Consider the following 23,161-nt stretch of genomic DNA (forward strand, 5'->3'; position numbering starts at 1 on the left):
AGAAACCACTATGAACACGCTGGACATCAACCAGATCAAGGAATATCTGCCACACCGTTACCCCTTGCTGCTGGTCGACCGGGTGCTGGATTACGAAGTTGGCAAGTCGATTACCGCAATCAAGAACGTCACCATCAACGAGGAATTCTTCAACGGGCATTTCCCGCACAAGCCAGTCATGCCCGGCGTGCTGATGATCGAGGCGCTGGCCCAGACGGCTGCGCTGCTGTCCTTCCTGACCATGGGCAAGAAGCCCGACAGCAGCTCGGTGGTGTATTTCGTGGGCATCGACGCGGCGCGTTTCAAGCGTCCTGTCGGCCCTGGCGACCAGTTGCGCATGGAGGTCGAAATCACCCGCTCCTCGCGCGGCATCTACAAATACGCCGCGCGCGGCCTGGTGGACGGTGAGGTTGCGCTGGAAGCGGAACTGATGTGCACGATGCGCAGCAGCACCGACGCCAGCCAGCCAGCGGGACAGTAATGGCCCTGATTCATCCTACCGCCATCATCGATGCGAAGGCTGAGCTCGACGCCTCGGTCGAGGTTGGCCCTTACAGCGTGATCGGCCCGCGGGTGCGTATTGGCGCAGGCACGCGCATTGCGTCGCATGTGGTCGTCGAGGGCGATACCACGATAGGGCGCGACAACGTGATCTATCAGTTCTGCTCCCTGGGCGGCGCGCCGCAGGACAAGAAATACCGCGGCGAGCCGACACGCCTGGAGATCGGCGACCGCAACACGATCCGTGAATATTGCAGCCTGAACCTTGGCACCGTCCAGGACGCCGGCGTCACCCGCCTTGGCAATGACAACTGGATACTGGCCTATGTGCATATTGCGCATGACTGCCAGGTCGGCAGCAACACCATCTTTTCCAACAATGCCACGCTGGCCGGACACGTCCACGTCGGCGACTGGGTCATCATGAGCGGCTTCGCCGCGGTGCATCAGTTCTGCAAGATCGGCGACCATGCCTTCGTCGGCATGAATGCCAGCCTGTCGCAGGATGTGCCGCCGTTCATCCTGGCCGCTGGCACGCCGATCGCGCCGCGCGGCCTGAATATCGAAGGCCTGAAGCGCCGCGGCTTCGGCGCCGATGAAATCGCCGCGCTGCGCCGCGCCTACAAGCTCATCTACAAGTCAGGCCTGACGCTCGACGAGGCACGCGCTGCGCTGGCCCGGGAAGAGGCTGGTCTGGATGGCAATCCCGCAGGGCGGCTGCGCAGCATGCGCGCTTTCCTCGACAACGCTTCCCGTGGCATCGTCCGCTGAACTGGCGATTGCGCTGGTAGCCGGCGAAACGTCGGGCGACTTGCTGGCGGCGCGCCTGCTGTCCGGCCTGCGTCCGCAGTTGCCGCAGGCCCGCCTGCACGGCATCGGCGGCGCCCGCATGGCCGAGCACGGCTTCATCAGCGACTGGCCGATGGACAAGCTGTCGGTGCGCGGCTTGTTCGAAGTGCTTGCGCACTACCGCGAAATAAAGGGTATCCAGCTTGCGCTGCGCGACCAGCTGCTGCGCGAGCGGCCCGCTGCCTTCATCGGCGTGGATGCGCCGGATTTCAACCTTGGGCTGGAAGCAGAACTGAAGCAGGCAGGCATACCCACCATGCATTTCATTGGTCCATCGATCTGGGCCTGGCGCGGCGGCCGCATCAAAAAGATTGCGCGCGCCGTGTCGCACATGCTGGTGATCTTCCCGTTCGAGGAAGCCATCTACCGCCAGGCCGGCATCCCGGCTACCTACGTTGGCCATCCGCTGGCGGAAGTGATCCCGATGCAGCCCGATACCGGCGCGGCTCGTGCTGCGCTGGGCTTGCAGGGCAACGCGCCGGTGGTGGCGATCCTGCCCGGCAGCCGCATGTCCGAGCTCAAGTACAACAGCGTTGCCTTCCTGTCGGCGGCGCAACTGCTGGCCGCGCGCGACCGGTCGATCCGCTTCGTCGCGCCGATGGCGGGCCAGGCGCAGCGGCAGTACTTCGAAAGCCTGCTGGCCGGCGCCGGCCTGGCCGATCTGCCGCTGCAGATACTGGATGGCCAGTCGCATGCGGCGCTGGCCGCCGCCGACGCGGTGCTGGTGGCGTCGGGCACCGCGACGCTGGAAGTGGCGCTCTACAAGAAGCCAATGGTGATAGCGTATAAAATGATGGCCGCTTCCTGGCAGGTGATGCGGCACATGGGCTACCAGCCCTGGGTAGGCTTGCCCAATATCCTGGCGCGTGAATTTCTGGTGCCGGAATTGCTGCAGCACGCGGCTACGCCAGAAGCGATTGCCGATGCCCTCTGGAAGCAGTTGACCGACGGCAATGCGCGTCAGGTGCTGGTGCAGCGCTTTACCGACATGCACCATACGCTGCTGCGCGACACCGCCCGCCTGAGCGCGGATGCGGTGCTTGAAATGATCGCTAACCATCGAGGACGCCCTTGAAGAAGACACCCCGCGAGCGCACCTTGCCGCTGTTTGATCATGCCAGCGAAATCGTCTGCGGCGTCGATGAGGCCGGCCGTGGGCCGCTGGCCGGCCCGGTGTTTGCCGCCGCCGTGATTCTCGACCCGGCGCGCCCCATACCCGGCCTGCGCGATTCGAAGAAGCTGACCGCCGCGCGCCGCGAGGAACTGGCTGTACTGATCCGGCGCGATGCGCTGGCCTGGTCGGTCGCCCAGTGCTGTGAAAACGAGATCGACACGCTCAACATCCTGCACGCCACCATGCTGGCGATGCGGCGCGCAATCGAAGGGCTGCATCGGCAACCGACGCTGGCGCTGATCGACGGCAATCGCTGTCCGCCGGCGGCAGTGCGCTGCGAAGCCATCGTCGGCGGCGACGACCTGGTAGAGGCGATTTCCGCCGCGTCCATCCTGGCCAAGACCGGGCGCGATGCCGCGCTGGTGGCCTTGCACCAGACCTATCCGCAATATGGCTTCGACCAGCACAAGGGTTATCCGACCGCGCTGCATCTGGAGCGGCTGCAATTGCACGGCGTGTCGCCCGCGCACCGGCGTTCTTATGCTCCGGTGCGGGCGATGCTGGACCCGCGGCCATGAGCGTGAAGTACATCAGTTCGCGCGACAACCCGCTGTACAAGGAGTTGAAGCAACTGGCGACCAGTTCGCAGGCACGCCGCCGCGCCCATCGCACGCTGCTCGACGGGGTGCATCTGTGCGGCGCCTACCTGGCGCAGCGCGGCCTGCCGGCGCTGTGCGTGGCCGGGGACAGCGCACAGTCAAATCCCGAAGTCGCGGCGCTGCTGGCGCGCTGCCGCGATGCACAGTGCGTGGTCCTGCCGGACGCGCTCTACCATGCGCTGAGCCAGGTGGAAAACGGCATCGATTTGCTGTTCGTGATCGATACGCCCCAGGCATCGCCGGCGAACGCGCTGACCGGAGATGCGGTATTGCTGGACAACCTGCAGGATCCCGGCAACTTGGGCTCCATCCTGCGCAGCGCCGCCGCGGCCGGCATCAAGGCCGTGTACTGCAGCGCCGGCACCGCCTTCGCCTGGTCGCCGAAAGTCTTGCGGGCTGGCATGGGCGCGCATTTTGGGCTGGAAATCCATGAGCAGGTCGATCTCGCTGCGCTGATCGGTTCCAGCGCCATCCCGGTGCTGGCGACCAGTTCCCATGCCGATGCAAGGATATACGACGTCGATTTGCGGCGGAACGTCGCATGGCTGTTCGGCCATGAAGGGCAGGGCGTGTCGGAACCGTTGATGGCTCTGGCCAGCCAGCAGGTGAGCATCCCGCATCTGGGCGAGATGGAGTCGCTGAATGTCGCCGCCAGCGCTGCGATCTGCCTGTTCGAGCAGGTCAGGCAGAAAACCGCGACATGATGCCCGCTGCCGCACCGGTAATCCCAGCCCAGGCGCCTATGACTGCGGCAAGGTGGCACGAAGGAAATCGCCTTCCCGGTTCTGGTCGAGATACTCGACCCGCAGGCGTTCTGCCTTTCCTGAATCTGGCACGCCGAAACTGACTTTCGTGATCCTGACCGCATTCTCGCCGTACGGCTCGTATAGAAAGTCATCTGCGCTCCAGTGGCGCAGCGAATACGCTGTCTTGTCAGGGCCGATCGTCAGCGTCAGCGCATCCCCGTTCTGCACGACAGCGGCATTGCCATAGTAGTCGTTAAGGTAGTTGCCGGCATAGGCTTGCAGATCCCTGGCAGGTTCCGCTTCAGGCAATGGCTGGACATAATCGCCTGGGCCGCGCAATTCGGCCTGGAGCTTGGCCGTGAATGCACCCCTGTATAACGCCATCCAGTCCTGACTGACCGTGCCGTTCAGTGCGTAATCCATGAAGGTTTTCGCGATGCCTTCTGCTACTCCCACCGGCCAGGCGTTGGTGAGCACGACAATGCCCAGGCGCTGCTCGACGCATACTGTCACGTTGGTTGCTGCGCCGAGCATGAAACCACCGGAGTGGCCGTTAAAGACGCGTCCGTTGGCGTCAGTATCGACAGTCCAGCCAAGGCCGTAATATGAGGACTTACCGACAGGTGACCGGACGGCCGATAGCGACTCGATCTGCGGCTGACGCGTTTGCGCAAGCTCGGCGGCGGCGACGTGGCGAACGCCGTCGAGCTGGCCATCGTTGAGAATGATCCGCAGCCAGCGTGCCATGTCAGCGATGCTGGCGCTTGCGCCCCCGGCAGGCGACTGCGCATCGGCATTACGTTCGTACTTCGCGGTATAGGTTGTGCCGTCGTCGGCCACATGCAGCCTGGCGCGATTGCCTGAGGCGATGAAGTCCTGGTAGCGGAAGCTGGTCGAAGTCATCCCGGCCGGCTGGAACAGTCGTTGTGCGGCCAAGTTCTCCCAGGATTGCCCGGCTGCCCGCGCTGCTGCGACCGCCGCCTGGGTTAGCCCGAAATTGGTGTAGGCAAAACCGGCGCGCAGTGGCTTGTCCAGCGGCAAATACCTGAGCCGGTAAAGAGTGGCGTCGCGATCGTAACCGATGTCTTCCAGCAGATCCCCGGCATGCTCGGACAGGCCGGAGCGGTGACAGAACATGTCACGCAAGGTGACTTGCCGGGTCGCTACTGCATCGGCCAGTGCGAAGCCCGGCACATGCTTGGTAATCAAGTCATCCCAGCCGATCACGCCATCCCCGACCAGGCCAGCCAGCACGGTCGCGGCCATGGGCTTGGAAACCGATGCCAGCTGAAAAATGGTGTCGGTGTCGACTGCAGAGCGATGGCCCGCCTCGCGCACGCCGTAGCCTTTGAGGTGCACGACGCGGTCGTTGTGCACAACCGCAATCGCCATGCCGGGTATGCCTGACGTGCCCAGGGTCTCCGATGCAAGCTGGTCTAGCGCAAGAAGGGCGGAATGTAGCTGGTCTGGGTCGTGGGAAGTGCAGGCAGGGCAGACAGAAGCAGCGAGTAAGGACGGAATGGCTTGCAGGATGCGCCTGCGGCGCCGGGAAAAATGGTCCATGGGTCCCTGATCACGACAATAAAACAAGTTCGTGGGAGAGAAGACCCTGGTGGTTCCATATGCAGCGTTGCGTCAGCCGGCGTTGGCGGCGTTGGTATCATCGTGAAGGGAGTACACCAGGCCCGGAGGCAGGCAGCGCTGATTGGCTGCAAGGCGAATGTCCTTGCCGGCAGCCACGTAGTCGAATTCGTAATTCTGGCCATCGATAATGGCGAACCGATAAATCGTGGTATCGCCGAGCCGGCCAATCGGATCGTACAGGCGGTCGACATGGACCGTGTTCACGCCGCGCGAACTGCGCCCGGCCGCCTTTTGCGCCGCCGTCCTTTCCAGTTCGGACTCGATCTTGCCCAATGAGTCTTTCATTACCCAGAGAAAACAGATCAGCCCGGCCCACAGCACCAGTTCCAGAAGCACAATGTCCATACGTCCTCCAGACGTCGATTCCATGCTAGCAAAGACCAGCGCCGGAGGCCTTGCGCAGCCGCGTATCTGCTGCAAACTGGACGCGGATCGTGCTGTCAGTAGGAACGCTTATCGAGGCGAATCTCCTGCAGGATCATGGTGGCGATTTCCTCGATGGATTTGACAGTGGAAGACATCCACCGTATCCCTTCGCGCCGCATCATATTTTCCGCTTCGTTGACTTCGTACCGGCAATTTTCCAGCGCCGCATACTTGCTGCCTGGCCGGCGCTCGTTGCGCACCTCGGCCAGCCGCTCCGGGGCAATCGACAGGCCGAAGATCTTGGACTTGAACTGCACCAGGTTGCCAGGCAGCCTGCCGCGCTCGAAATCTTCCGGAATCAGCGGATAGTTGGCTGCCTTGATGCCGTATTGCATCGCCAGATACAGGCTGGTCGGGGTTTTCCCGGAGCGCGACACGCCAACCAGGATCACGTCGGCCATCGCCAGGTTCTTGTCGGACTGGCCATCGTCATGCGCCAGAGAGAAGTTGATCGCCTCGATCCGGTTCTTGTATTCGTCCGAATCCGCAATGTTATGGCTGCGACCGATTGTGTGGCTGGACTTGATGCCCAGTTCCTGTTCCAGCGGTTCGACGAAGGTATGGATCAGGTCCATATGCATGCCGCTGGAACGCCGCACCACGGCCGACAGGTCGGCCTTGACCAGCGTCGAGAACACGATGGGACGCTTGCCGTCGGCGGCGCAGCATTCGTTGATGCGGCGCACCGCGTCGTATGCCTTTTCCAGCGTATCGATGAACGGCAGCCGGATCTGGCGGAAGCGCAGCTCGAACTGCGTCAGCACCGAATGTCCGAAGGTCTCGGCCGTGATGCCGGTGCCGTCGGAGACAAAAAACACGGTGCGTTCGGCTGCTGGCAGGTGGGGAGAGACGATATCGCGCATGGGAGACTTTGATGGAAAGAGTGAATTGTCGAGAGTGCAAGCCAAAAATCCGGCCGCGCCTGTAAAATGCGGCAAATGAAAACCGCGCAGACCCGCAGAAGAATACCAAAATCCCCCGGATGCGACGGCGCACGTCCCGATTTCCCATCAAACCAGAGGTTGTTATGTCCAATGCAGCAAACCAGGGGGGCTCCCCGGAGGCCACCTACGTAGCATCGTTTGAAGAACTCAGGATGACCGACGTCGAGTCGGTCGGCGGCAAGAATGCATCGCTGGGCGAGATGATCAGTCAGCTCGCCGGCGCCGGCGTTCGCGTGCCGACGGGTTTTGCCACCACCGCGCAGGCCTTCCGCGATTTTCTGTCCCATAGCGAAGTCGGCGGTGTTTCTCTCGCGCAACGCATCGAGGATCGCCTGGCCGGCCTGAACATCGACGACGTGCGCTCGCTCGCCGCCGCCGGCGCCGAGATCCGCCAGTGGATCATCGACACCCCATTCCAGCCGCGTCTGCAGCAGGAAATCACCCAGTTCTACGAGCGCCTGGTTGCCGATTCCACAGCGGAAATGTCGTTCGCCGTCCGCTCTTCGGCAACCGCGGAAGACCTGCCGGATGCGTCCTTCGCCGGTCAGCAGGAAACCTTCCTGAACGTGGTCGGCATCGACAACGTGCTGGAAGCAATGAAGCATGTCTTCGCGTCGCTGTATAACGACCGCGCGATCTCCTACCGGGTCCACAAGGGCTTCACCCATGCGGAAGTGGCCCTGTCGGCCGGCGTGCAGCGCATGGTCCGTTCCGATGTCGGCGCCGCCGGCGTGATGTTTACGATGGACACCGAATCCGGTTTCCGCGACGTGGTCTTCATTACCTCCAGCTATGGCCTGGGCGAGACCGTGGTGCAGGGCGCCGTCAACCCGGACGAATTCTATGTCCACAAGCCGATGCTGGCGCAGGGCAAGCTGCCCATCATCCGCCGCAACATCGGTTCCAAGATGATCAAGATGGAATTCACCGGCGAAGCCAAGGCGGGCCGTTCGGTGCGCACGGTGGATGTGCCGATCGAGATGCGCAACCGCTATTCGCTGAACGATGAGGAAATCGTCGAACTGGCCAAGTATGCGGTGATCATCGAGAAGCACTATGGCCGCCCGATGGATATCGAATGGGGCAAGGATGGCCGCGACGGCAAGCTCTACATCCTGCAGGCGCGTCCGGAAACCGTGAAGTCGCAACAGAAATCCACTGATGCCCAGCAGCGCTACAAGTTGAAGGGCAGCAGCGTGGTGCTGACCTCGGGCCGAGCGATTGGCCAGAAGATCGGCGCCGGCCCGGTCCGCGTGATCCGCGATCCGTCGGAAATGGAGCGGGTGCAGCCGGGCGACGTGCTGGTGGCCGACATGACCGATCCCAACTGGGAGCCGGTGATGAAGCGCGCCTCGGCCATCGTCACCAACCGTGGCGGCCGCACCTGCCACGCCGCCATCATCGCCCGTGAACTGGGCGTGCCGGCGGTGGTTGGCTGCGGTGACGCAACCGACGTGCTGATCGACGGCAATCTGGTCACCGTGTCCTGCGCCGAAGGCGATGAAGGACGGATCTATGATGGCCTGCTGGAAACCGAAGTGACCGAGGTGATGCGCGGCGAACTGCCGGAACTGCCGGTGAAGATCAGCCTGAACGTCGGCAATCCGCAGCTGGCATTCGACTTCCAGTCGGTGCCGAACGCCGGCGTCGGCCTGGCGCGCCTGGAATTCATCATCAACAACAATATCGGCGTCCATCCGAAGGCCATTCTGGAATACCCGAACATCGATGCATCGCTGAAGAAGGCGGTGGAGTCGGTGGCGCGCGGCCATGCATCGCCCAAGGCGTTCTACGTCGACAAGCTGGCCGAGGGCGTGGCCACGATTGCGGCGGCATTCTGGCCCAAGCCGGTGATCGTTCGCCTGTCCGACTTCAAATCGAATGAATACAAGAAGCTGATCGGCGGCTCGCGCTATGAGCCGGACGAGGAAAATCCGATGCTGGGTTTCCGCGGCGCGGCCCGCTACCTGGCCGAGGATTTCGCCGAATCGTTCGAGATGGAATGCGCGGCGATGAAGCGGGTGCGCGAGGACATGGGCCTGACCAACGTCGAGATCATGGTGCCCTTCGTGCGCACCCTCGGCCAGGCGCAGAAGGTCATCGACCTGCTGGGCAAGAATGGCCTGCGTCGCGGCGAAAACGGCCTGCGCCTGATCATGATGTGCGAAGTGCCTTCCAATGCCATCCTGGCCGATGAGTTCCTGGAATATTTCGACGGCTTCTCGATCGGATCCAACGACCTGACCCAGCTGACCCTGGGCCTGGACCGCGATTCCGGCATGGCGCTGCTGGCTGCGGACTTCGACGAGCGCGATCCGGCGGTGATGGCCATGCTGTCGCGTGCGATCGGCGCCTGCCGCAAGCAGGGCAAATATGTCGGCATCTGCGGCCAGGGCCCGTCCGACCATCCGGACTTCGCCGAGTGGCTGATGAAGGAAGGCATTACTTCCATCTCGCTCAACCCGGACTCGGTTGTCGATACCTGGCAGAACCTGGCCAAACGCCTCGGTTGAGTGGTGAATTAGGCACAGTCTGCCGGAAAAGAGTTGCTGACAAAAAACTCATCCGCTAGACTGGCCTTCATTCCAGCCGGATAACAACCAACAACAAAGTTTCTTGCTGTTTTCTCATGCCCCTGCAACCATACGGTTCCAGGGGTTTCTTATTTCCAATGGGAGAAAATATGACGGCCTGGATGGTATGGCTGGCCTTGGCCGGCACGCTGGTCATTCTTGAAATGTTTTCCGGCACGTTTTACTTACTCATGATTGCGCTTGGCATGGCGGCCGGCGCTTTGGCCGCCTTGCTCGGCCTGTCAGCTGAAGTGCAGGTCCTCCTGGCGGCCCTGGTCGGCGCCGCGGCTGCGCTGGCATTGCGCCGGCGCCGTCCGCGGAAGAACGACGCGGCGCGCGACCCCAACATCAATCTCGACATTGGCCAGAGCCTGCATGTCAGCCACTGGCATGAAGGAACGGCAAGGGCCATGTACCGTGGCGCCCTGTGGGATGTGGAACTGGCCCATGGCGCGCATCCGAGAACGGGGCAGTTCGTCATACGCGAGGTCCGCGGCAGCCGTCTCATCGTCAGCAATCAACCGGAGTAAGCACTCATGGAAATCACGTTTGGCTCTTTGACCCTGGTCTTTTTCATTCTCGCCGTCGTCTTCGTGATCAAGACCATCAAGGTCGTGCCGCAGCAGCATGCCTGGGTGGTGGAGCGCCTGGGCAAGTATCACGCGATACTCGGGCCTGGCCTCAATATCGTGATTCCCTTCATCGACCGGGTGGCCTACAAGCACATCCTGAAGGAGATCCCGCTGGATGTGCCGCCCCAGGTCTGCATCACGCGAGACAACACCCAGCTGCAGGTGGACGGCATCCTGTATTTCCAGGTGACCGATCCGATGCGCGCTTCCTATGGCTCCTCGAACTATGTCGCCGCGATCACCCAGCTGGCGCAGACCACGCTGCGCTCCGTGATCGGTCGCATGGAACTGGACAAGACTTTCGAGGAGCGCGAGCACATCAATACCGCCATCGTCAATGCGATCGACGAGTCGGCGGCGAACTGGGGCGTGAAGGTATTGCGCTACGATTATGGCTGGAAGGCGAAAATGGGCTCGATCGTTTTGGGTAGGACAGCGTACGAAAGTTTCTTTGTTGCATAAAATCAAGGTTGGCCGGGTTGCGATTTGCAACGCAAAGACGAACAATAATAGTCATTCCGCTTAAAAACTATCTAATTCGTCATCTTCCATATTATTCCGCTCGTAACCATTATCCGGTTTTTTAGGCATTTGCAAACGTTTCTCCCTCAGCGAAAGCTCAGCTTCTTTCAACGCAATGCGATTTTCTCGTAATTCAAGTTCCGTGCGTCTTTTGGCGATCGTCGCCTCGTCAGTCTCAGCTTCGACTGCATTCAGTGCATAAATATATGCCTCTTGAGAGGCCATGCTGGAATGTCCGAGTTTTCTGGCAACTGCCATTTGCACGCCGTCTTTAGTTACCATTCCACCAGCTTCACGTGTTCTTCTTATTGTGTCCACGCCTTCTTGATTTGCGCGTGCGCGTCTTATCGCAGGAGCGCCAGTTCTTCGTACAGTAATTCCAGCTTTCCTAAATCCTTTTCGGATAATTTCACGCATTGCTTTGGCGGTCATTGCCTTCCCTGTTTTAGAGTTAAGAAAGACAGCATCGTCTACTAAGGAATCATTTACGCCAAGAGTGGTAAGTAAGTCTGCCCGTGGACCATCTATGAATTTCCGTATCTCCAAGCAAAGCGAATAACTCAGCATAAAAGTATTTTGGTAGCCCAGTTTTTGCATGAACGGCCTTACTGGAAACTCTTTTGCGGTATTGGTCTCCCGTTCTAACTCGGCGAGCGGAGGGATTTGTGACGTCGTTAATGAATTTGCAGACTCTGCTCGCAAAGCGGTTTCTCGCAGGATAGCGATAAAGAGTGAGTCCCGCTCAGCTATGAAAAGGCTCTCGGTACTTTGCGTTACTATCGTATTTAAAAGATTAAGTTCATTGTCCGTTGGGAAATGCTTAATGGTCTTTCTTGATATGGGTACCGGTAATGTGAGGGGCCTGTAAAGAACCGATCTCACTTTTTTTGAAAGTTTATTAGGCTGGGTACGCGAGCTTTTATGATTTAGTACCCCTTTGCTATCTTTGTCGGTCGAAAGCAGAGTGTCAATTCGACATCTTGGCCCTATTACATCAGAGACCATCTTCTCGGATTGAGCCCATTCATAGAAATCGTAAATGGCATGAATTTTTCGGTTCACATTAAGGTTCGCACCAGCTTCATCAATTTGTTCATATTTTTGATTTGCTTGCCAGGCCTTGACCTTCAAAACCTCTTTCTCTATAAATTCTAGGAAACGCTCATCGTTAAAGCTTTTCCAGTCGATCTTGTACTTATACAAGTAGGTTGCGAAAGCCTTGAGGTCACGGGCACGTGCATCAAACGTGTTTTTATTCGTCTCTTTCGATTGGCGTTTTGGTTTGGCGAAATCCAACATGTAATCATTGAGCCAGACCAACAGTTCACCATCAGAAGTGAAATATACGGGAAGCTTATACGACGTGAATAAGTCTTTTCCAACCCATACCAACTCAATGCCGATTTCTTCGCTAGCCATGTTTTCTCACCTTTAGTCTTAGGCCTACGATCCTGTTAAACGACTTTGGGGGTCGAACCACATGCTTATTCATGGTGTTCCAGTCGCCTATTAGAACAATCTGTTTTCTTGCACGAGTAAACGCAGTATAAAACCAGGTATTATCTAACACTGCAGATTCATTCGATACGATAATGATCCGTTCGAATGCGCTTCCTTGTGATTTGTGGCAGGTAATAGCATAAGCCAATTCTAAGCGGTCGAAATCGTCTAATGCCATGTTTCGACGGACCCCGTCAAGCTCCGCAATGGCCACGATCTCAACTGCCTTTTCTTCATCGTCCCATGTCTGCGATCCGTACTGGGGTTTCGAAAGAATTTCCACGATGCGGCCCATACTTCCATTCCATAAATCTCGCGCTGCAAGATTTCTAGTAAAAATGACTGGATCGTCTTCTGCAAATTTTTTGTACTGAGTGATCTCTAAGCTTTTTCGGCTGGAAGTAGAATAAACATTCTGCAAATTTTCGTTAAGGTTTGCTACACCAACTGCGGGGCTCTCTGGGCTAGCACGGTTGATAGCAGCGATAATCTGAACTTCGCCTTTTGTTTTCATTTCGCGATAGGCGCGAATAATCGCATTTTGAATTTCGTTTCTTTCAGTGCAAATAAAAAGGACGCCTATGTCGGTGGTAATCATCCGTCCAGGGGCGTCCGGCACATATTGACAACGTGCCATGTGGGGCATCACCTGTTCGCGGATAAGCCTAGCGGCTGCTGGGATGCCAGTTTCTACAGCAGATCTATGAACTTCCGTTAGATACGTCTGCGGTACTTCCGGCGACTTGGCCAGGATGTGAAAGGTTAATCCAGCCCCGATCGGCGGAAGTTGATAGGGATCTCCTACAAATACGATTCGTGAGCCCGCAGGGATGAATTTTAGTAGTTCATACAAGGTCGAAGTGTCAACCATACTGGCTTCATCGATGACAAAGTACGCACCCGGTTGGGGGGAAACTCGACCCTTTTTCCTCTCAAGGACAAATTTCGCAATTGTGCTGGCATGTGCTTGCCCAGTTGCCTCACGGATCTGCTTTGCAGCTTTACCAGTCGGTGCCATCGGAAAAATAGCGCCACCTTGCGAAATTATTTGATCAAATAATGCGTTAAGGATCGTTGTTTTGCCGGTGCCTGCATCGCCTGCAATTATAGATATCGGTGCACTTAGCGACATTTTTACCGCTAATTTTTGCTCTTCATTTAATGCGAAGTCGGGAGAGCTACTTCGGATGCGAGTCGTTTCTTCAAAATTCTTAAGCCGAAATAAATCGAATTTTGCTTGGAAAAGTGTGTCTTGAAACTCTTCTCGCCCCTCGATCATCGCGACTAACCGCTCGGATATTGTGCGTTCCATCAGAGCCACGCCACGCAGTTGAACAAGTATTTCGTTACCTGATCCCTCAGCGAACTCGACGGCTAAATTTGCTGCTGCGTTTTTGAGGATATTGTCATTACTTGTTCTGGTCCGGCCGAGCAGCAAGTCAAGGCGCTCACTAAGTTTGCTTAAAGTTGCCGCTGTATTGCCGTTATCCCATTCCTGGTACATCGCACACTCGAACGCTGCGAGAAGGCGGCGACTGTCGTGTTGGGCAATGTTGAGTTTACGGATGGCCAAATTATCGACTTTGGCAAACGATGCGGCTGCGCTGTTGCTTGGTACGAACGCCAATAGACGGTAAGGATTATCTTCTATGGCTTCGACGGCGTCCGCTCCCCAGGCTTGTCTTGCCCGGCGAGCCAACGTTTTTGAAAAGCCATGTACTTGCATCCACTGCATGGCTTTCGATTCGGCTAAGACCTCCTGCCATCGACGCAGCAAAATCGGAATAAATTCAGGTGCTAGCAACCTTTTATTCTTTTTATCTAGTAGCGCTGAGAGAAGATCAACTTTCCCTTTATCTAATGCATCATGTAGATCTATAGATTGTTCCACCGCACTACGCCACATTGCACTAGCTTTCGCTCGACCGATGCCATCAAACTGCGTGGCAAGGAAATCAATGAGCAACTCTCCGGACGGCATAATCATGCACGCTTCATGAGCGAGCAGTTGCCAGCCATATCGGCTATTTTTTTCATCAATAAACGGTTCGCCGCTGACTTGCCATACTTCCCCTGGCAGAGGTCGTGCATCGTTGACGTCGGTCTGAAGGCAAACGCGGTAGAGTTTGTCTCCACGCCTCATCGTGAAAAACCTGCTCCACGACTTCTCCACGATGCCTGAAAAGGTAGGGTAGGGAGATTGCATTTTAATTATTGAAGGAGTTACAACTTCCGTTCGGCGACTGTCGCTGGTACGGGTGGATCACGCGTCCTGTACGCAGCAAATACTCCTCGGCTTGGTCTCTGCGGAGCGTCTGCTCTCGGACTGCTTCCAATTCAATTGTCTTCAACAATAAAGCTTTTTCTAATGTTTTCACACGCGCTTCAAGTGCTCTCATCTCCTTGTTGGAATGACTTGGCTTAGCTTCTGTCATAGCGACTTGCCCGCTAAACTCCAGTAGTCGCGCCATTTCCTGTCCTAGAGCTTTGTTTGAATGAAAGCGCTCCCGCGCAAAACCCAGTTTCTCAGCTACCGCTGTGACGTTCACTTGCCCATGCCTCATTGGAACTTCGGCTTTGCCTTGTAGTGCGTCGTCGACAAACTCCTTCATCTTCTTTACAAATGTTGCCGCCTTTTCGTTATTACTGGCCGATTCACGTTTCATTCGGTGACCCTTTGATGTTGTTTAGCCCAATCACCTTTTGTCTTTCTTTCACCAAATCGCGAACTTTGGCTTCAAGCAACGCAATTTGTTCATCTTTCTCAGCAAGAAGCGCTTTCATCTCTTTTTCTCGGCGTATGTACCTTTCTTCCGTTTCTTTCCATTTTGCTAACAATGCCCGTAGTTCTTTCCGATCGGCCAGAGACTGTAATGCAGCGCTTTCCCGCTGGCTATCCATGGTTTTAAGTCGGCAGTTCAATTCAGAGATCAAGCCATGCTTGTTTTCAGACTCGAACTGTCTTTCTTTCGTCGCCTTAAGAATTTCTAGCGCCCGATTTAAGTTTTGTTTTAACGTAAAGTAATGCGCCTTTTCCTCTTTGTTTCTTATTTTCTGAATTCCCCCTGGTGTCAGGGCTGCTGCGTCGTAACTGCCAAATGCGTCTACATGATCTGGCTGGATAAGCTCTTGTTGAAGCATGTCGTTTAATGCTTGAGCGATGATTCCATCACTGTTATCTGTCCGCTTCCAGCGGCGCACCTCATTTTCAGAATCAGGCACGTGTTCAAGAATCTTTTGTCCATCTTGATCAAACACGTATTTTCCTTCTGCATCTCTTTTCCAGGGAACGCCTGTTCGACCCCAATATTCAAGGAGCGCTACTTTCACCTCAATTTTCTTTCTTGCAGTGCTGTGCGACACCTGCGATATATGGGTGGATGAAAAAGCGGCAGAATCTTTTTTTGAATCTTTTTGCATAGTCTTTTAAAATTGGGTATCCAGGCATCAGCGCCCCGTTTCTATGCTGGAACAGGGAATATCTGAATAGTTATCTTTTTATTTCTTTCATACTCAGCGAGGTGATATTGCTTCGCTTCATGCAAACGCGCTAACTTCATCTTTGCGTGTTCGTGTTTCAAGGCAGACTGGCTAAAATCATTTAGGATATTCTCGAAGTGAGCGATCTCGCCTTCGAGAAAAATCATGGTCCCGCTATGGGTACCATGATTGCTACAGCTACTACACAAGGTGCAAGATGCCTGGCTTCGATCGATTTTTCCTTCTTTCGCACAATGCGCTTCGTGTGCCTCGTAATGAGCGCTCTCTCTTGCGAAGCAGATGCCATGGGCAAGTGGCTTTGGTACATGTCCTTCCCGAATTAATTTTTTGGCAAGCGGCATAAATCTTTGTGCGTCCGTTAGCACGGCGTCGGTGTTGAACTGCTTTACATAGTCAGCCACACGTTTGATGAGAGAGCGAACGAAGCCACCAGAAGCGTTACCCTCAGCAGCTTTCATAATGTTTCGCAGCATATATTCTTCCGCTACGCTGTCAAAGATCTTTATATACTCGACATCAAATTCTTCGATTGCCGTAGCTCCTTTTCCATCAATTTCAACTTCGTGCAGCTTTACTTTTTCCGAAATACTACTTGCGTGTTCTACAAAGTTCTTATCCGTAATGTAAGTAAAGGTTTTGCTCTCACTGAAGTGAAAAAATTGTTTAGACAAGGCTGAAAGCTGAGGGAAGTCATATCGGTAAAAATAAAGAACAGCATAGAACCTACGCCACATATGCGGTCGCACTTGTATTAAATTATTTCCGATAACTAATTCTATCCATTTGGGAAGATGTCTATCTGCTATTTTTGGATCGGTGTAGTTTCCGGTAACAAAGGCTCCTGTTGTGAATCCGATTCTGGCGGAAAATAGTGGCTGGTCATCCGCAACCTGCCCATCAGAATCTAAATTTGAATAGACTTCGTGGATTCTTTGAAGCACTTCAATAGCTTTGCCCGCCAAAAAGTTAATACCTGTTGTCACATAATCTCTTATCGTTTTTTCGATATATACCCGCATTGAGTAAACACCAAGTTCTGATTTTTTTAAGCATCCATAGGTAAGTCCAAACTTGTTACTGGCAATTTCCATTTTTCTACGAGCGGTATTGCTGTAAATCACACAAACACACGCTGACGATAACAAATGGAAAGCCATGATCACATCATCGAAATTTTTAATATTCATGCCTGTGATTTTGTTAAGGTTTACCCCGGTTTCTTCCCTTATAAGGGCAACCTCATTGGCCACTTTACGAGGAACGTGGTACCAAAGTGAATTCGGATGCTTGATGAGTAGACGTTTGGCAGCCTGTCCCAACTTGAAGAAGGCCTCTGCATAGTCGATGACCCATGTTGCGCCAGCAGCCATAATTTTGACGGCGTCATCAAGAGAAAGATTTTCGGTGCGTCCTCGCGGAGCCGCTTTAAATTTTAGGAAAAATTCTTCAGTAGTGTCAGGAAATGCAAAGAAGCGAATTGTATCGAAGCCCGTAGGAATTTGGCTTAGTTGGTTGATTGTGTTTGCCACACGCTGCAATGTTGTTACTGATACAGCCTTGACTTCGTATCCTGTGACCAGAAAGTCTGTAACAGGGATGTTTACAAGGTCCGTAAACTTTTCGATAAAAGGCCGTGGCAGTGAGTTTGTCACTCTCATCCCGATGGCGTTTGACAGAGCGTCTAAATTAAAAACAAATCCGATTCCGGCCTTCGCAGGCTTTTTTCTGGCTATCAGGTGGCTTAGCAGTGCGGTTTGTCGGTCAATTGGTGATAGTTTTTTTTCATAATCTTCCAGTAATTTCATCAGCCGGCTGTTTAGACCGCTTGCCACACCGATACCTATGGCACAGTCCTGCAGAAAATGGTTTACATGATCCCGAGTCAAATCCTGAAATTGATAAATATCCTGTTTGCGCATCCAGGCGCACAGCATCTCAAGGTAGGCCAAGGTAACATCAGGAGAGGATGCGGCGCTGCTTTTGCTCAAAACAATATTAACCAATGCCTTTGCAGTATTTACGAGTTCCCTTCGGTCGGTGAAGCGCTCGGCCTCCGGATAAATGGATGAGGACGCAATCCAAAATTTATTTAATTCAATTTGCTTTTCTTCAACCTTCCCGCCGCCTGCATTGTATTTGTAACGGATAACGTCGTCGCTAAAATCCGATACGTAATTTGCATGTTTTACCAAGTCGTGAAACGGACTTGTAAATTCGATGATACGCAGTCGCTCTTGTGGCGGGTGACCACTTCCGATGGTGAGTAAATTGTCGACTACTGTGCTTGGCTGATCATCTGGGGCGTGACTCATTTTTGTCTTTCTTCTACGCTGTCTGGAATTGGGGGCCTTGTTCTTTGGTAACTTGTCGCTCTATTTCTTCGTATAAACTTTTATACCGTATGTTGTTGCGTATGACGTGAGAAAGTGCAATTTGAAACGCAAATGCCTTCACGCCATGCTTTATCCAATGTTCGGAGTTACGTGCGCAAATTTCTTCTAGGTGATTTCGAAAGTATCGCAGCATCAAAACATTTTCCTTCATGCGGCCTTCCGTGATGATAATTTTTTGCTGTTTGCAGTCATGGCATTGTTCGCCATCACAAACCTCACCGGTCTTGATCGTATGATTCGGGCTTTCAGTTGGGCTCATGCATCCGACGCCATTACCAACCGCAGTCAGTTTTTGTTTGATTTCGTCTGCGTGGGCAGGCCGATTTTGTAACGTAACGATCGGGATAGTCTTAACGTTAATATCTTCGCGTTGAAGGTGATGCGTATATAACGCATCATCGCCGCCGATGGCGAACATGATGGTGGCTGCTATCTGGCGTTCAAACTGATTAATGATCGCTTCGTCAAGCCCTGTGAGAACTTGAGCCACATAACCCGCAGAGATCGCAATATCTGAATGACCGAGCTTGTTCCTTACTTCGAACAGATTTCCATTGCTACGTACAACGACCTGGCATCCAACTTGGCTTCGAAGGTGCTTAAACGTGTAGTTTGAATTGATATTCCATGCCAGTTTAAATTTATCAAATACTTTTCCCCATGTGCCGATACGCCTTTGAGCGCGGAAACCCTCCAAGCGGTTGGGGTAGCAGAAAAGGTAGCCTTCGCTGTGAGGCGCGCATGCCCAGTGCTCGCGCAGCCGGTCATAGTTCGATATAAGCATCTCCATTGCATCAAAGGCGGTCTTTTTAGCACTTTCACCTGGCTGACTCGCATGCTTCACGATGTAGTCGGCATCGTCCTCCAGACCTTCATCGGCAGGCTCCAATGCCTGGTCCTGACCTTTTCCAGTCTTCTTCTTAATAGGCATTAGTCTCCAGCGTGCGGTTTGCCCTTTCTCTCGTTCACACTGAGAAATATGCAAGTCTTGAAGCGGTTGCGGATTGAAACCAGTTTCTGACAAAATTAATACCTGGATTGCAACCAACTCGGCTGATCCAAAATAGGAAAGTGCGCACAAAAGATCGGGCAAGAAACTTTTTTTGCCGCTGAACCCTCTGATCAATTCATCACTGAAATAGTTTGCAACGCGATCCCCGTGGGGATAGACGGTCTTATACTGAGAGATAAAATTCTGCATTTTTACGTACACATGCAGTTCCTCTTGAAGAAACTCTGTGACATAAAAGGCTCCAAGCTCTTTGCTATCTATAGCATTCAGTGCTGAACGTTCGGACTCAATCTCTGACCACCCTTGGCGATGAGGATCCAACACCTGTTGAATTTCTGCGTACCGCTTTGGCGTGAGAAGGGCGGCAAGAGTTGTTAACGCAGCTTTACGCGTTTCCCAGTAAGTCAACGCTTGAAAGCATTTTTCCTGAAGCTCTGCAAGGCGTGTATCAAGATGCTTTGCTTGCTTGTCCCGCGCTTCCTCGATCGTCTTGAACGTAATATCTGTGATCGCGCCAGGGGCTTGGCTGGATGTATCTTCAAATGACGATAGGGTCAATGAACTACTCCGCTTATCGGGTGGCAGCGGGTCCAGAAAATTCTTTATGTCATGGTAGCGAAAACTGAGGATATTCGAATCAAACCACGCGTCGATTCCAGCCCAAAAAAGCTTCCTAGAATTTAGAATTAATGGCCTCAAGGCCGATATGTGAGATTTCGAGATCTTGATTGTCTGCTCTATAACAGAGAAAAACTCCCGCATCTCGTTCCGAGTAGGGGGCTTATCCGGGCGCGATCCTAAAATCCGAATGACAAACGCAGTATGATGCGCTGACATCGAAGGCAGGCATTGCAGCCCAGCTACGGCTTGTAAATATGCCGGTTCACTCCTTCTGCTGTTACTGCAGTAATGGAGCCAAGCTGTTTCAAGAAAGCTTTGGTTGGCTATTCTTACTCCAGGGAAACTGTATTTCAATAGCTTCTTACCAACCTTCGTTGGGGTTTCCACCCAGACGCATAGTTGGTTGTTTTCGCAATAGCCTTGTCCAATAACGTCCATGTGTCTTCTTCTCTATCAATTTATGACGTCCTAATCCTATTGTATTATTGAAACTAACTTTCATTAAAGTATTCTTGTTTCAAAGTACAGTACAGCGCTGAGTATTAAAGTCAAATAGTGGTGACGTGAAGAAAAACGCCTTGTTCGTAGTCTCTCATTGGGCTTTTGCTATTACTGTACATCCGTACAGTATTTATGGCAAGTGCCATTGACTGCGCGTCGTTCAAAAAAGTGTTTCTTCAATCCTTATAAAAGTTTACAGTGATTCCTAATTGCAATTTAGAGACGACTTGTAATTGGAGGAAATATCTTTAGATGCTAATTTTTAATATTTTTGGCAATACTTTTAGGGGGAATTTAAATATATAGATAATTATGATTAGGTCCCTAGGATTTTAAATATTAAATATTTGTTTCAACCGTTTGTGGCACCGTGATGGTAGGCGCTGGTACATCTACAGTGGCGTAAAAGAATCTAACTCAATAGACACATCAAAAGGAGTAATAATGATTTTTGAATCCGCGTTTGGGGTGGTGATCGTTTTTGTAATTTTTATTGTCTTGACTTCGATGCGTGTATATCGAGAATATGAGAGGGGAGTTATTTTTACACTAGGCCGATTCACGAGTGTAAAAGGCCCTGGGCTCGTCATTATTATCCCTTTTTTTCAGCAAGCTGTAAAAGTTGACCTTCGTACCATAGCAATGGAAGTACCACCTCAGGATGTAATTTCACGTGATAACGTTTCGGTAAAAGTAAATGCTGTCGTGTATTTTCGTGTAGAGGATGCATCCCGTGCTGTCATTCAAGTGGTGGATTACCAGAACGCGACAAGCCAGCTAGCGCAGACAACCTTGCGTTCGATATTGGGCAAACACCAGTTGGATGAAATGCTCGCTGACCGCGAAAAGCTGAACGCCGATATTCGCTCGGCTCTCGACGCTCAGGCGACGTCATGGGGTGTCACCGTCGCAAACGTGGAGATCAAACAGGTTGACCTCACCGAGTCAATGGTTCGAGCTATAGCTCGACAGGCGGAAGCGGAGCGGGAACGACGGGCCAAAATCATACATGCCGAAGGCGAGTTGCAAGCGTCGGAAAAACTATACCAAGCGGCCAATACTCTTGCCAAAGAGCCTCAAGCGATGTTGTTACGCTATTTGGAAACACTCACGGTTATTGGCGCTGAAAAAAACACGACCGTCGTGTTTCCCCTTCCAATGGATCTCGTCGCGCCTTTTTTAAATCGCAACAAGCCATGATAGTTACCACATCCCGATTACTTTCATCTCACGGTCGTGCGTGGGCAAGCTCTTGTGGATAGAAGGTTGTATATGAAGAAGAGTGCAACACGATCTAGGTTCGTGGAAAGCAGAACTATGTAAAGAATTAGAGTGGGCTGGCCAATCGACGGCTGTTTCGGCCAGCCGCCTTAGTGGTTGGCAGTACAGTGGGATCGCCCGAGTCCGCGTCCGGTTCGTTGATGTGTTATAGGCGAGCGGATAGATGGCGGCCCGCATCGTGCATCTCGGTGTCGCCATTTGCACCAAGATGCACATATCCTGGTCGCGACTTAAAACATAAAGTGCGATCCCTTTTCTTGGTTGGGTTCTAGGTACGCATGGAATCCCAATACCTTTTCGACAGTAAATCAGTTCACTAAATTGTCTAATCCTACGGCATTAATGGTGCGAGCACTGGCGGTTCAAGGCCGACCTTTCAAGCAATCCAGACTTTATATAAGAATAGGGTCATGCAGGAAAATCTGGATGCTTTGTCAATTGTTTTCCAAATGGCTTGTGCCTGGGTACGCTAAGTTTTCGTTAGTCATAGCGAAGCACATAAAACGTTAAAGCAGCAGAGTCAACTCTCACGAGATTCACCTCTGAACAAATTTAGTTAAATTGTGTAAGGAAGAGTAAGTAACGTTTGGTGCTACATTTGGAAATTTGCATACTATGATGCTTGTAATTTTTACAAATGTATCGGACTTTGTGTCCTGATTCGGTAATTTCTTCGTGGTGTTAATACCCGTAGTTTAGTCCGGCCCACTGTTTGCAGACGTTGGATGGCATCCCATGTATAGGGTCACGATGAATTGTTGAGCGCCGATGTGAGGCTCTATCCCATGGGTATTCGGCCGGCAATTTTTGAGCATGCACACGCCAAGCATGCTGGATTGCATGGCTACATGTAGATTGCCCGCTCGCTCGCCGTCGATATCTACAGAGAGGATCGGTATGGACAGTAGCCAATTTTCTGAAAGGAGAAAAACGTGGTTGAGATATTATCTTTCGAGGGAGGCCTGAATAGGCCTTTTTATCCAAGAACCCGTGTTACATCGGGTGCGATGCGTTCCGTTAGTAAGGTGCTCTTCGCGCTAGGTGCCACTGCAATACTGTCAATAGCGGCTCCTGCCGCAAACGCCAGCGGTCCAGGTCGAGGTGTGACTGCCGACTTTGAGAAAGCTTATCTTGAATTTATTATTGACCATCACTACTCTGCGTTAAGGATGACTGAACTGGCAGCGGGGACCGATCTTCAACGGGACGCTCCCGTTGACAATGCCCAGGAAGGTACCGCTCCAACCCCAAATACCAATCCAACACCGGCAAAGGCAACTGATGATCAAATCAAGTCTATGTCGCGCCAAGCAAATCGCACTCAACGGGAAGAGATCCTAAAAGCGCAACGGTTCTTGCGGGACTGGTACGGCGTAAACCACACACCACAATTGCAGCCGCAAGGACGTCAAGCAATTCAGCAATTGGAACAGACGGCCACAGGCACCGAATTTAACCGCACTTTTCTGCAAACCTTCAGCAATCACCATTATCGAGCGCTTTTCCCAAGCTTGGCCTGCCAAGTGAAACGAGACATTGACCATGATGAACTAGAGCGCTACTGCAGCGGTATTGTCCATTCTCAGACGAACCAGATTAACGACATGCGAGAGATGCTATGCAAAAAATTCTCAATCTGTGATTTTGTGCCGACGGCAAATCTTGGTCCCGCCCTAAGGCTTATCAATCAGCCATAGGGATGTGATATTTGCCAAATTCTTAAACACCGTGCTGGTGACGCT

At 53.2% G+C, this 23,161-nt stretch carries 18 protein-coding genes and 1 pseudogene; 10 read left to right on the forward strand and 9 right to left on the reverse strand.

The features are described from left to right. The first annotated feature begins 10 nt into the window (after window positions 1–10). The 5 genes from fabZ to IGW04_RS05700 are packed head-to-tail and all read left to right on the forward strand — an operon-like array spanning window position 11 to window position 3,827. Window positions 11–481 carry a 3-hydroxyacyl-ACP dehydratase FabZ gene (gene fabZ / locus IGW04_RS05680; protein WP_194712220.1) on the forward strand — a complete coding sequence of 157 codons (471 nt, stop codon included), beginning with the start codon at window positions 11–13 and terminating at the stop codon, window positions 479–481. Then, entirely contained in the window at window positions 481–1,272 is a 792-nt protein-coding gene (lpxA, locus tag IGW04_RS05685) for an acyl-ACP--UDP-N-acetylglucosamine O-acyltransferase (protein WP_194712084.1), read from the forward strand. Before fabZ ends, lpxA begins: the two co-directional genes overlap by 1 nt. Next, window positions 1,256–2,425 carry a lipid-A-disaccharide synthase gene (gene lpxB, locus IGW04_RS05690; protein ID WP_323744816.1) on the forward strand — a complete coding sequence of 390 codons (1,170 nt, stop codon included), beginning with the start codon at window positions 1,256–1,258 and terminating at the stop codon, window positions 2,423–2,425. Before lpxA ends, lpxB begins: the two co-directional genes overlap by 17 nt. Further along, window positions 2,422–3,042, forward strand: coding sequence for a ribonuclease HII (gene rnhB, locus IGW04_RS05695; RefSeq protein WP_194712086.1), 621 nt, complete (start codon window positions 2,422–2,424; stop codon window positions 3,040–3,042). Before lpxB ends, rnhB begins: the two co-directional genes overlap by 4 nt. After that, a complete protein-coding gene (locus IGW04_RS05700; RefSeq protein WP_194712087.1) occupies window positions 3,039–3,827 on the forward strand; it encodes a TrmH family RNA methyltransferase in 789 nt (262 codons plus the stop codon). Before rnhB ends, IGW04_RS05700 begins: the two co-directional genes overlap by 4 nt. Before the next feature lie 36 nt (window positions 3,828–3,863). Here IGW04_RS05700 and IGW04_RS05705 read toward each other — a convergent pair whose 3' ends face one another. The 3 genes from IGW04_RS05705 to ppsR form a co-directional block, all read right to left on the reverse strand. Continuing rightward, complete coding sequence (locus tag IGW04_RS05705; protein ID WP_194712088.1) at window positions 3,864–5,432, reverse strand: serine hydrolase; 1,569 nt, start codon at window positions 5,430–5,432, stop codon at window positions 3,864–3,866. 72 nt (window positions 5,433–5,504) lie between these two features. Then, the gene (locus IGW04_RS05710) at window positions 5,505–5,849 is read right to left on the reverse strand and encodes a hypothetical protein (RefSeq protein ID WP_194712089.1); all 345 of its coding nucleotides are present in this window, start codon (window positions 5,847–5,849) and stop codon (window positions 5,505–5,507) included. Window positions 5,850–5,953: 104 nt separating this feature from the next. Next, on the reverse strand, window positions 5,954–6,802 hold the full coding sequence (gene ppsR / locus IGW04_RS05715; RefSeq protein ID WP_194712090.1) for a posphoenolpyruvate synthetase regulatory kinase/phosphorylase PpsR: 849 nt from the start codon (window positions 6,800–6,802) through the stop codon (window positions 5,954–5,956). Between the two features lie 164 nt (window positions 6,803–6,966). Here ppsR and ppsA point away from each other — a divergent pair, with 164 nt between their 5' ends. The 3 genes and pseudogenes from ppsA to IGW04_RS05730 all read left to right on the forward strand — a co-directional run. After that, a complete protein-coding gene (gene ppsA / locus IGW04_RS05720; RefSeq protein ID WP_194712091.1) occupies window positions 6,967–9,396 on the forward strand; it encodes a phosphoenolpyruvate synthase in 2,430 nt (809 codons plus the stop codon). 170 nt (window positions 9,397–9,566) lie between these two features. Continuing rightward, entirely contained in the window at window positions 9,567–9,986 is a 420-nt protein-coding gene (locus IGW04_RS05725; RefSeq protein ID WP_194712092.1) for an NfeD family protein, read from the forward strand. A gap of 6 nt (window positions 9,987–9,992) precedes the next feature. After that, window positions 9,993–10,478: pseudogene (locus IGW04_RS05730) on the forward strand (SPFH domain-containing protein); the annotation flags it as partial. Between the two features lie 132 nt (window positions 10,479–10,610). Here IGW04_RS05730 and IGW04_RS05735 read toward each other — a convergent pair. Genes IGW04_RS05735 through IGW04_RS05760 form a run of 6 tightly spaced genes read right to left on the reverse strand, consistent with a single transcriptional unit; the run spans window position 10,611 to window position 20,075 of the window. Next, window positions 10,611–12,029, reverse strand: a complete 1,419-nt coding sequence (locus tag IGW04_RS05735) for a site-specific integrase (RefSeq protein WP_194712094.1) — start codon at window positions 12,027–12,029, stop codon at window positions 10,611–10,613. Then, the gene (locus IGW04_RS05740; RefSeq protein ID WP_194712095.1) at window positions 12,022–14,316 is read right to left on the reverse strand and encodes an AAA family ATPase; all 2,295 of its coding nucleotides are present in this window, start codon (window positions 14,314–14,316) and stop codon (window positions 12,022–12,024) included. Before IGW04_RS05740 ends, IGW04_RS05735 begins: the two co-directional genes overlap by 8 nt. A gap of 1 nt (window position 14,317) precedes the next feature. After that, window positions 14,318–14,776 carry a hypothetical protein gene (locus IGW04_RS05745; protein ID WP_194712096.1) on the reverse strand — a complete coding sequence of 153 codons (459 nt, stop codon included), beginning with the start codon at window positions 14,774–14,776 and terminating at the stop codon, window positions 14,318–14,320. Next, complete coding sequence (locus IGW04_RS05750; protein WP_194712097.1) at window positions 14,766–15,530, reverse strand: hypothetical protein; 765 nt, start codon at window positions 15,528–15,530, stop codon at window positions 14,766–14,768. The genes IGW04_RS05745 and IGW04_RS05750 overlap by 11 nt, the downstream gene beginning before the upstream one ends. Window positions 15,531–15,571: 41 nt before the next feature. Continuing rightward, entirely contained in the window at window positions 15,572–17,923 is a 2,352-nt protein-coding gene (locus tag IGW04_RS05755; protein WP_194712098.1) for a hypothetical protein, read from the reverse strand. 13 nt (window positions 17,924–17,936) lie between these two features. Continuing rightward, a complete protein-coding gene (locus IGW04_RS05760) occupies window positions 17,937–20,075 on the reverse strand; it encodes a hypothetical protein (RefSeq protein WP_194712099.1) in 2,139 nt (712 codons plus the stop codon). A 507-nt stretch (window positions 20,076–20,582) separates the two neighbouring features. Between IGW04_RS05760 and IGW04_RS05765 the strand changes: the two genes are divergently transcribed. Together IGW04_RS05765 and IGW04_RS05770 are read left to right on the forward strand one after the other, a co-directional pair. Continuing rightward, on the forward strand, window positions 20,583–21,338 hold the full coding sequence (locus IGW04_RS05765) for a slipin family protein (RefSeq protein ID WP_194712100.1): 756 nt from the start codon (window positions 20,583–20,585) through the stop codon (window positions 21,336–21,338). Between the two features lie 1,013 nt (window positions 21,339–22,351). Further along, window positions 22,352–23,116: a DUF305 domain-containing protein gene (locus IGW04_RS05770; RefSeq protein ID WP_323744817.1), complete on the forward strand. Its 765-nt coding sequence runs from the start codon at window positions 22,352–22,354 to the stop codon at window positions 23,114–23,116. Window positions 23,117–23,161 lie beyond the last annotated feature (45 nt).

Source organism: Noviherbaspirillum soli, assembly GCF_015352955.1.
In the GTDB taxonomy this organism is placed as follows: domain Bacteria; phylum Pseudomonadota; class Gammaproteobacteria; order Burkholderiales; family Burkholderiaceae_D; genus Noviherbaspirillum_A; species Noviherbaspirillum_A soli.

Coding starts and splice junctions, on each gene's coding strand:
- fabZ (WP_194712220.1), top strand. CDS start 11: ATGAACACGCTGGACATCAACCAGATCAAGGAATATCTGCCACACCGT.
- IGW04_RS05705 (WP_194712088.1), bottom strand. CDS start 5,432: ATGGACCATTTTTCCCGGCGCCGCAGGCGCATCCTGCAAGCCATTCCG.
- IGW04_RS05740 (WP_194712095.1), bottom strand. CDS start 14,316: ATGCAATCTCCCTACCCTACCTTTTCAGGCATCGTGGAGAAGTCGTGG.
- IGW04_RS05750 (WP_194712097.1), bottom strand. CDS start 15,530: ATGCAAAAAGATTCAAAAAAAGATTCTGCCGCTTTTTCATCCACCCAT.
- ppsR (WP_194712090.1), bottom strand. CDS start 6,802: ATGCGCGATATCGTCTCTCCCCACCTGCCAGCAGCCGAACGCACCGTG.
- IGW04_RS05700 (WP_194712087.1), top strand. CDS start 3,039: ATGAGCGTGAAGTACATCAGTTCGCGCGACAACCCGCTGTACAAGGAG.
- ppsA (WP_194712091.1), top strand. CDS start 6,967: ATGTCCAATGCAGCAAACCAGGGGGGCTCCCCGGAGGCCACCTACGTA.
- IGW04_RS05755 (WP_194712098.1), bottom strand. CDS start 17,923: ATGAGTCACGCCCCAGATGATCAGCCAAGCACAGTAGTCGACAATTTA.
- IGW04_RS05725 (WP_194712092.1), top strand. CDS start 9,567: ATGACGGCCTGGATGGTATGGCTGGCCTTGGCCGGCACGCTGGTCATT.
- IGW04_RS05760 (WP_194712099.1), bottom strand. CDS start 20,075: ATGGACGTTATTGGACAAGGCTATTGCGAAAACAACCAACTATGCGTC.
- lpxA (WP_194712084.1), top strand. CDS start 481: ATGGCCCTGATTCATCCTACCGCCATCATCGATGCGAAGGCTGAGCTC.
- IGW04_RS05735 (WP_194712094.1), bottom strand. CDS start 12,029: ATGGCTAGCGAAGAAATCGGCATTGAGTTGGTATGGGTTGGAAAAGAC.
- IGW04_RS05765 (WP_194712100.1), top strand. CDS start 20,583: ATGATTTTTGAATCCGCGTTTGGGGTGGTGATCGTTTTTGTAATTTTT.
- IGW04_RS05745 (WP_194712096.1), bottom strand. CDS start 14,776: ATGAAACGTGAATCGGCCAGTAATAACGAAAAGGCGGCAACATTTGTA.